Annotated in this window: 8 protein-coding genes and 1 tRNA gene; all 9 read right to left on the reverse strand. The window is 50.3% G+C overall.

Annotation, left to right across the window (positions count from 1 at the left end; translation table 11 throughout):
- The 9 genes from thrS to GF404_01250 all read right to left on the reverse strand — a co-directional run bounded on the left by thrS (position 1) and on the right by GF404_01250 (position 9,511).
- Entirely contained in the window at positions 1–1,935 is a 1,935-nt protein-coding gene (gene thrS / locus GF404_01210; protein ID MBD3380792.1) for a threonine--tRNA ligase, read from the reverse strand.
- A 44-nt stretch (positions 1,936–1,979) separates the two neighbouring features.
- Positions 1,980–2,056, reverse strand: a tRNA-Val gene (locus tag GF404_01215).
- Positions 2,057–2,251: 195 nt separating this feature from the next.
- Entirely contained in the window at positions 2,252–3,136 is an 885-nt protein-coding gene (locus tag GF404_01220) for an HDOD domain-containing protein (protein MBD3380793.1), read from the reverse strand.
- 14 nt (positions 3,137–3,150) lie between these two features.
- On the reverse strand, positions 3,151–3,423 hold the full coding sequence (locus tag GF404_01225) for a hypothetical protein (GenBank protein MBD3380794.1): 273 nt from the start codon (positions 3,421–3,423) through the stop codon (positions 3,151–3,153).
- A 121-nt stretch (positions 3,424–3,544) separates the two neighbouring features.
- Positions 3,545–4,003, reverse strand: coding sequence for a hypothetical protein (locus GF404_01230; protein MBD3380795.1), 459 nt, complete (start codon positions 4,001–4,003; stop codon positions 3,545–3,547).
- Between the two features lies 1 nt (position 4,004).
- Complete coding sequence (gene fliS, locus GF404_01235) at positions 4,005–4,442, reverse strand: flagellar export chaperone FliS (GenBank protein MBD3380796.1); 438 nt, start codon at positions 4,440–4,442, stop codon at positions 4,005–4,007.
- 13 nt (positions 4,443–4,455) lie between these two features.
- On the reverse strand, positions 4,456–6,798 hold the full coding sequence (fliD, locus tag GF404_01240) for a flagellar filament capping protein FliD (GenBank protein ID MBD3380797.1): 2,343 nt from the start codon (positions 6,796–6,798) through the stop codon (positions 4,456–4,458).
- Between the two features lie 39 nt (positions 6,799–6,837).
- A complete protein-coding gene (locus tag GF404_01245; protein ID MBD3380798.1) occupies positions 6,838–7,227 on the reverse strand; it encodes a hypothetical protein in 390 nt (129 codons plus the stop codon).
- A 64-nt stretch (positions 7,228–7,291) separates the two neighbouring features.
- On the reverse strand, positions 7,292–9,511 hold the full coding sequence (locus tag GF404_01250; GenBank protein ID MBD3380799.1) for a hypothetical protein: 2,220 nt from the start codon (positions 9,509–9,511) through the stop codon (positions 7,292–7,294).
- Between the last annotated feature and the right edge of the window lie 242 nt (positions 9,512–9,753).

Below are 9,753 nucleotides of genomic sequence, written 5' to 3' on the forward strand. Positions count from 1 at the left end.
CTATTTCTCCATCCCTGTAGATTTGCTTTCTATTTCTTCTTGTAGTTTCGATATCGCCTCCTCAAGTTGCATCACACCAAGGTCGATCTGTCCATAGTGACGTACCGAGACTTTATTCTGTTCTACTTCTCTCCCCCCAACGATAAACATATACGGCACCTTGGATGTTTCAGCTTCCCTGATTTTAAAACCGACTTTCTCCGAACGAGTGTCGACTTCACATCGGATACCGCATTCTTTGAGATCGTTGCCGAGTTTTTCAGCATATTCATTCTGTTTATCGGTAATCGGCAGAACTACGACCTGTACCGGTGCCAGCCAGAGCGGGAATGCCCCGCCGTAATTTTCGATCAGGACACCGAAGAACCTCTCGAGCGAACCCAGTATGGCCCGATGGACCATAAACGGTCGCTTCTGCTGATTGTCCTTGTCAATATAATAAATTTCGAAGCGTTCCGGCAGATTAAAATCAAATTGTATCGTCGAACACTGCCACATACGGCCGATCGTGTCTTTAATCTTTATATCGATCTTGGGGCCGTAGAATGCACCCCCGCCCGGATCGACTTCATAATCAAAACCGATCTCCTCCAGTGCAGAGCGAAGGGCGCTCTCTGCCATATCCCAGCGTTGTGGCTCGCCCACGAATTTCTCCGGCCGGGTTGAAAGATACACTTTGTACTCGTCGAAACCGAACAGCTTCAAAAAATCGATCGCCAGCTTGCAGACCTTGACGATCTCCTCGTGGATCTGTTCCGGGGTGCAGAAAATATGGGCATCGTCCATGGTAAATCCGCGCACCCGCATCAGCCCGTGCAAAACCCCCGAACGCTCATAGCGATAGTCAGTTCCAAGCTCGGCATACTTCAACGGCAGGTCGCGATAGGAACGGATTCCACTGCGGTAGATTTCGATATGGAACGGGCAGTTCATCGGTCTGATCTGATACAGGTCACCCTCGACTTCGTTCGGCTTAAACATATTCTCGGTGTAGAAATCGGAATGTCCCGAGATCTCCCACAATTTCAGACGAGCCATATGCGGAGTATAGATCAACTTGTAACCGGCATCGACATGCATATCTTTCCAGTGATTTTCGATGATATTTCTGATCGTTGCTCCCTTGGGATGCCAGAGCACCAATCCGGGACCGCTGTTTTCATTGATCGAGAACAGGTCGAGTTCCCTGCCGAGTTTGCGATGGTCACGCTTCTTGGCTTCTTCCAGGCGAGTCAGGTACTCATCGAGGCTCTGCCTGTCCGGAAAAGAGATACCGTAAATGCGCTGGAGCATCTTGTTATGCTCATCGCCCCGCCAGTATGCCCCGGAAGCTGACAACAGCTTAAAAGCCTTGACCCTTCCGGTAGACGGCAGATGAGGACCGCGGCATAAATCAAAGAACTTGTCATGTTTATAAACCGAGGCGGTATCATCGGAAATATCTTCAGTCAGGATTTCGACTTTGTAATCTTCACCTTTTCCCTTGTAACGATCAATCAATTCCTGCCGGCTCAAGACCTCGCGCTGGAAAGGATGATTTTGCTTAATGATCTGCTTCATCCGCTTCTCGATTTTGGCGAGATCATCCTCGGAGAACGGCTCTTCAACATCGAAATCGTAGTACCAGCCCTCCTCAATCGGGGGGCCGATCGCCAGCTTGGTACCGGGGAACAATTCAGTGACCGCCTGGGCCATGATATGCGAACTGGAATGCCAGAAAACCTCGCGTCCCTCCGGATCGTCGAAAGTCAACAGGGTCAACTCGTTATCATCTTCGATCGGCTCATTCAAACCGCGCACGGTTCCGTTTAACCTGGCGGCCAGCACTTTCTTGGCCAGTCCGGGTGAGATGCTTTTGGCGATCTCGTAAGCAGTAACTCCGCTCTCGAATTCTTTGACCGAACCATCCGGAAATTTTATCTGAACTTTACTCATTTCATTTCCTGCAATAATATAAAAAAACCCGCAAGGGGTTATAATGGTGGGCGATACTGGAATCGAACCAGTGACCTCTTGCATGTCAAGCAAGCACTCTAACCAACTGAGCTAATCGCCCACACCCTGTCTGACTAAGCCTGTAAATTTAACAGCAACACCAAAATTGTCAAGTAAAAAGGCATCCACCAGCTTTCAATAATGATATCAGGTTAGTACCTATAAGTTCAAACCGATTACCGGTTTATATTAAAAAGTATCGGGAAATACGCAAGATTTTTTTACGCTTTTCGGGGAAATATAGATAGTCTTGAGCTCAGAGTCCCTTGGCAATCTCCAAAAAGACCTGTGACTTGGAGTATTCCTCGATCACAAGCGACTTCAACTCGAGCAGATTCATAGGTTCGATCTTCATGGAATTGAGCACATCCATGTCGACTGCCTGCAGATCCGTCTGAGTCGCCTCGTCGTCTTCCTCCATAGAGAAACGAGAGACGTAATCCGCGCAATACACCATTGTAGCCAGTGAATTTTCGCGGGGTGAATTGAGCGGTTCATGATGCCAGGCGATAGCATCCTGAAGGAACTTGGGCAAATTCCACTTGGCGGCTAAGGCCTGACCGACTTCGGCATGGGTGTAGCCGAGAGCTTTTTTCTCGAGATCATACAGGGGCATGATCACTTTTTTGCGGCTCTCATGTAATTTATTCCAGTCCTCGGGCAGGAAACAAACCATGGCCAGCTTGCCGATATCATGTAACAATCCGGCCGAGAAGGCATTGTCAGCATCCTGTATCCACTGGTTGGAAAATTTGCGGATAAGCACTCTGCAGGCTGAACCGACCAAAAGCGAATGGCGCCAGAAATCCTCCTGGTAGTTAGCGAACTCCGGACCGGTGTTAAACGATTTGAACAGCGATGCCGACAGTACCACCGACTTTACAGCTTCCAGCCCGATCGTCACAATCGCCTGTTTTACAGAAGTTATTTCCACCCGGGAGCCGTAAAATGCGGAGTTTGAAACTCGCAGTATCTTGGCGCTCATGGCTGGGTCTTCGGCAATTATAGAGGCTATCTGATATGCGGAGGTATTCGGATCAGCTACCGCCGCGTCAATGCGGGTATAGACGATCGGCGGAGTTGGCAGGTTTTCGATACCAACTATGATCCTGTGCTGCTTTGAATCAGAAGTTATGGGCATAAGCTCATTGCTTCCTAAATTCCAAACTGGTCAATCAGGCGGTCGACGATCTCATCCACAACTTCAGGATCATTGTAAACACCCTCGGCAACTTTCTGTTTCACCTCGGCCACCTTTTGTTTTCTAACTTCTGGTTCTTTCATGGCTTTGGAAACCAGTTTGCCGTTCAATTCGACCTGGTCCATTTTTCTTTCCTGTTCAGTATCATCCGACATTTTTCGATTCCCCCGGCCAAAGCTTTCGCTCGACCAGACAGATTTCATAAAATTGTCGTCATTTATTTTCATCCTATAAACCGCCTATTTATCTGTAACCGACAATTGTTTTGCGCAACAAATCAACAGTTGCGGTTCAAGTGAGCGGGACTTTGCCTTATTTTGGTTTTCCCGCCTCTATATATATTATCGGCTAACTTTTCTGATCTATTATGTTGGAGTTGTGATTTTTTCCACCAGTTTTCTGGTAGGCCAGAAGGTTGTACATATTCCGGATTTTCTCCAACTCCTCTTTGATCCGGCTTCTTTTGTGGGTGGCGAAACTCTCGTTGTCCCGGATAATAGCCATGATCTTTTTGATCAGGGTGGCAATCGAATTTACCAGTTTTTTGACTTCCGGTGAGGTTGCCGCCAGGTTGAAAATCTTGCGGTTGGCGTTTCTCAATGCGGCAATCTTGTCCTCAGACTCGAGAATCCGCTTCTCAGCCTGCTCGACCTCCTCGTAGAGTTCGATCAATTTCTGATCGCGCTCGAATTTGAGAAGATCTTTCTGCTTATCGATCAACAGGTACAATGACTGATAAAATGAATATTCCTGCTTGAGCAGTTCCAATAGCTTTTCTTCCAGATCGACTACCTGACTGTACTCCATGTTACACCTTTGTTGAAACTACTGTCTGCTTCCCGGAGGGCATGACATCCACCCGGGGAGAGCTCTGTTCTATGTTTTCCAGATCGAGATTCTGCCAGCCATCCTTGAGATTTTCCAAAATCACCAGCAGATCATCGATAATCTTAATATCCTTGGTTGAATTGACCACGTACATCTGGCCAATAATATAAGTGTACAGAGCGCCCAGGTTTTCGGCAACTTCCCCGCCCTGCTCGAAATCGAGGGTGGTATAGAGATGATAGATAATCCTGTGGGCGCGTTCGATCGAGTCCGAAAACGGATCGCCGGCCTGTTCCTTGAGAAGATTGCGTGCCTGATTGAGAAACTTAATTGCACCGTTGTAGAGCATTACTATCAGATCCCTCTGATTCATACCAGAAATTTCCATCTTCTGGTAACTTGAGAGAGCCTGTTTCATAAAAATCCCGCCTTTATTTACTTCCTCTGATCATATCCCAGTTCTTATTGACATTCGTCAATTGCGTCGATAAAAATGACCCGGTTGAATTCCATTTGTTGAGCGACTCTTCCAGAGCCTGGTACTGTCTCCAGAGACTTTCCTCGCGTATTTTCAGTCGTTCTTCCTCTTTTGCGATACGATCGTTGATAATATCGATCTGTGTCTGCAAGGCATCGGTTCGATTAGCAATCACGCCCTCGCCCTCGGCCGAGAACATATCCAGCATCTCTTCCATCTGGTTGGCCCAGCCGGTCACGAGGCTGATCGCCGCACTGTCGTTGCCATTTCTTATGTCGGAAGGTGTCAGGGTAACCTTGAGCGAAAGACCTTCGGCAAATTCACTGTTGCTCTTACCTCTCAGCATCTGCCCGCTTCCGGTGGCTTCTTCGCCGTTGATCGTGCCCTGGACATCATCTCCCCGGTAACGTTCACCGGTCGAGAGTCCGAGCAGATCCATGGCGCTGGCGCTGATGCCACCCATAGTTTCCACGCGTGAATTCGAACCGTATGAATTTGAGCTGATCTTCAGCCTGTTACCGGAAGCCTCGACCGTCACACCCAGATTACCTATCTTGGAATCATTGTCGATCTTGGTCTGGATTTCCTGGGCCAGTTCAGTCATGCTCGTATAGGTCTTCTGAGTCAGGGCGATCACGTCGGATTCAATCCCGTCGACGCGCAGTTTTATCTGGTAATTGCTGGAGTCGATCTCCAGCGGACTGCTGGCCGGATCGTTGATATTGTCGCCGTAGAGATAGCCCTGCGTGGCCGCCTGCGTGATCTTGACCGAAAACCCGGAGTCGGGCATTTCAGTCTTGGAGGTCGAACTGACAAACTCGATCGCGCTGTTGTCGGATGATCCCGAATTTGTAAAGAATTTCATGAGATCATCCATGTTGTTTTCAATGGCATCCTCCAGCTCAGCGCGGTCACGCAGTCCCAGCTTGCCGGTCGCGACATCGTGGCGCACACCCAGCTGGGAGAGGAGGACGTAGTCACTCTCGAGATCGCTCATGCTGGTCAGCAGACCAGTACGCAAACGCGTCTGCATCGTCCTGAGAGTGCTGTCACCAAAGAGAATACCGATCTCGGTCGATTCTTCATTGTATTTGAATTGCTGGTCAATGGCATCCATAACAGCATTATACGAGTTCACGAAATCCTCGACCGCTTTCACGATTTGGCTGGTATTGACGGAAGTATTGATATTGATATTGGATGACGCCTCTGTGACTTTTTTCAGACTGAGTTTCACGCCTGGAATCAGATCTTCGATTTCATTATTTGAGCTCGAGACTGTAATTGGTGACCCTCCCCCCGAGCTGTCGCCTAAGGAAACTTTTGCATCCTGCGCAGCCTGCAGTTCGGGTGTGAAGGCCTGCACCTGGAAGCTGTCTCCCGCGGCCAGAACTCCATCGGAGAATGAAAGCTTCAGCCCATCGGAACCTGCACCCGCCAAAGCGATCTCATCGCCCGGTGTATAACCCGCCGCTATGGTCAGGGTACCGCTTTCGGTACCATCCGACCAATTCAGTACGATTTCATCGGTGCCGATGGTCTGTGTTCCCGAACCTGCAACTGTGAATGTATATGTCTTGTTTTCCGTTCCGGTGTATGATGCCGTGTCGCCCACGACTGCTTCCGCGGTAGAACCATTTGTCCAGCGTGTTTTCTCGACTGTATCGAAACTGCTGTTATCGAAATCCGGAGCTTCTCCACCGCTTAACGAAGAGCTGACCTGGATGATATTATCCGCTCCGCTTTTGGAGGAGGTCAGCAACAGCCGGTAGGGATTCGAAGCGGAACCATCATTGATGATTGCCGCCTGAATCGCCCCCCCGGAGTTGTTGATAGCGTCCTTGAGCCCTTCCAGGGTATTGTTTTCAGACGTAACCTCGATCGTTTTCGCGCTGCCATCACCGAGTTGGAACGTGAACTCTCCTGTGCCGATAGTCGTTCCCTTGGTAGCAAAACCCTGGGAAGCGATCTGGTGATGCGAGGCCAGTTGTTCGACATTGACACTGTACTGCCCGGGGGAGACCTGTCCCCTGACAGTGGCAGTCAGGTAGTCCTCGTCGGAGACCGAAACCTTGGCGGCTTCGAAGGTGGCCGCGCGAGTGAGTTTATCAGCTTTGACCTTCAAGCTCAGCACCTTTGCGCTGATCGAATTGAAGACCGTCATTTTCTGAGTTTTTTCCTGAATATCGGATTCCATGCGCCTGATATTGCGACGCTCGAAATCCATGACCGCCTTTATTATTTCAGTCGTATTCAGGTTCGATACGATCCCGTCAATTCCCTGTGAACCGGGCATAACAGCTCTCCTTGATATCTGTTACATAAGTTCGACCGATCATCCATTCTGGTCGAAAAATACTCCCAAAAACTCCTGCAAGCGTCCTCTCATCCTCAAGACTTCTTCAGGTGGAATCTGCCTGATAACTTTTTCAGTGTCCCGTTCAATTACCTGGACAACTACGTCCTCGGTGGTATCATCAACCCACCAGTTGAGGGCGATCTTTCTATTAATGTTGGCCGCTTCGAATTTGCGAAGCGCTTCCAGAATCTGATCCTTGGTGTTTTCTTCCTCTTTAAACAGTTGACCCGCAGCCTTTTCTTTTCCAATTCGGTCTGCCTTCACATCCGTATGTGGTGATGCCTGTGCTCTCTGGCTATTCAGAGAAGCCTCTGGAAGCTCCGGCAGGTTCAGCTCGACCGCCGTAAATAGTTCTTTCACTTCCATTGTAATCACCTCACTTTAATGAGTTCCGAGGCCCGAATAGGGCCCCGGAACGATGTATTCAGACCTACTGGAAAAGCGAGAGGACAACCTGCGGAACCTGGTTGGCCTGAGCCAGCATCGAAGTACCAGCCTGAAGCAGGATCTGGTTTTTGACGAAGTTGGACATCTCCTTGGCCATATCAGTATCGCGGATTGAGGCCTCTGACGCGGTCAGGTTCTGCTCGGCAATGCGCAGGTTGGTCAGGTTGGATTCCAGAGTGTTCTTCTGGAACGAACCGATTGAACCACGAGTGGTGGAAACCTGGTCGATCGCCTTGTCGATGACCGACTGGGCATCCTGAGCACCCTGAGCAGTGGTCACGTCGATTTCTGACAGGTTGTTGAACATGTTGCCGGCAAGATTCTTACCGAGAGCGCTGGAAGCCATGTTGCGCAGGTTCACGGTAGCGGTCTGGCCGACAGAACCACCGATCTGGAAGACCAGGGCTTCGTCAACAGCATAGACAGTTTCGGAACCGCCGTCGGACTGCAGGTCGTAGTTGACCTTGGCCCACTGGGTACGGTCAGCATTATACACCTTGGTGTCTTCACCGGCGTAGACGGTGGTCTTGGCACCGCCGTCGAGGCTGACGTCAAACTGGGTCGCGGTAACGTCCAGAATCAACTCGCCAATATCCAGGCCACTGGAAGCCTTGGCGATGTCGATGGTGATCGAACCACGGCCGTCTTCGGCAGTATAGGTGCTGTCCTTGTTCCAGAGCTTGACACCCGGCCTGGTGTTTTCATAAGCGACCTTGTCGACGGAATTGGTATAGCCGTCAAACAGGATCAGGGCATCGGTACCAGTTCTGGCAGTTGAATCGACAGTCATGTTGAGCACGTTCTGGGAATCACCAGCGTCGCCACCTTCACCATCATACTTGATGCTGTATGAGGAACCTTCGTCCCAGGTGAAGAACTCGAGCTTGTTTGTACCAGCCACACGCTGGACATCGAGGTCAACGGCAACACTGCCGGCACCGAGAGTACCGAAAGTTCCGTCGAGACCACTGCGGATAGCAGTAGCCAGAGTGGTCATGGTGGTATAGGTACCGTTGGCAATATTGGCAGTCAACTGACCACTGTTGGCTTCAGTCTCGACAGTCCAGGTGAACTGGTCTTCACTCACACCGCGTCTTGACTGGGTTCCCAGACCCGCCAAGTTCGCGAAGGAAGCTTCTTCACTACCGGGACCGCCGGATACTGTAGCGCTGACATCACTGACTTCGAAGCTGTACTCGGAGCCGGCATTCTTGGCCCGAATGCTGATACCGACACCGACACCACCATCGACCATCTCGATCTTGTCACGCAGGACATCATTGGCCTGAATGGCAGCGTTCCACTTGGTAATCTGGGCCGCGGTGGAGTCAGCGGTAGCCAGGTGAGTGGAAATGGTCTGGTAGGAGCTGACGGACTCGCCGTTTTCCTGGTAACGGATCTTCATGCTGTAGTCACCATCGGAAGTACCACCGACGATAGCAGCCATGTTGACACCGGAATCAAGTGTGGCGGCAGCGGCCGCGGCGGCAAACTCGATACCATTGTTGAATGCATCCTGAACGAGGATGGTTCCGGTAGTTTTGGAAGCGCCGGTAGAAGCCTGGGTGACTTCGATGTCGTGCTTGCCATGGGTGATATTATCCGGAGAACCGGTACCGCCAGTACCCAGGGAGATACCCAGGTTGGTGGTATTCAGGGTAGCGGTAGCGTCGGCAACCTTGGTAGCCACGACGTTGTGGTCACCGGTCTTCAAACGGCTGTCTTCCAAAGTCAGCTGAGAGACATTGGAACTGGTGATCGAGGTGATGTTGTCCTTGGAACCGTCGATCAGCTTCTTGGTACCGAACTGGGTGTTGGAAGCGATACGATCGATGGTTTCCAGGGCGTTCTGGATTTCAGCCTGGTCAGCTTCCAACTGGCTGGTGTCGTTGAAGCCTTCGTTGGCAGCGTGAATGGCCAGCTCTCTCATTCCAACCAGGAGGCTGTTGATTTCGTTCAGAGCGCCTTCGGCGGTCTGAATCATGTTGATCGAACCTTCAGAGTTCTGGATCGCACGGTTGAGGCCGGCGATCTGAGCACGGAACTGCTCGGAAATAACCAGACCTGCCGGATCGTCAGAAGCACGGTTAATACGATATCCAGAAGAAAGCTTCTCCATGGATACGCCCATGTTCCTCTCGGTGTTGGTCAGGTTACGGTGGGCGTCTAACGCCTGAATGTTGTGGTTAATGCGGAGTGCCATGTGTTAATCCTCCTTGAAACTCCTTGTCGGACTTCCTTGCCGACGGTTAATTCTGTTAAGAGATTTCTCACGTTTAACCACATCCTATGTAGATTTCAGCCTCCGATAGTGTGATTGAGATTTAGCGGCCGCAATCACGCCGGCCTGAAAATTTCAAGCGACCTCCTTTTTTGCTTCAATTCTCAACTTGTGTGAAAATCTATTTAAGTTACTGCTTTGCAATCTTATAAACTTAATCGGCA

The sequence above is a fragment of the Candidatus Zixiibacteriota bacterium genome (assembly GCA_014728145.1).
Lineage (GTDB): Bacteria > Zixibacteria > MSB-5A5 > JAABVY01 > JAABVY01 > WJMC01.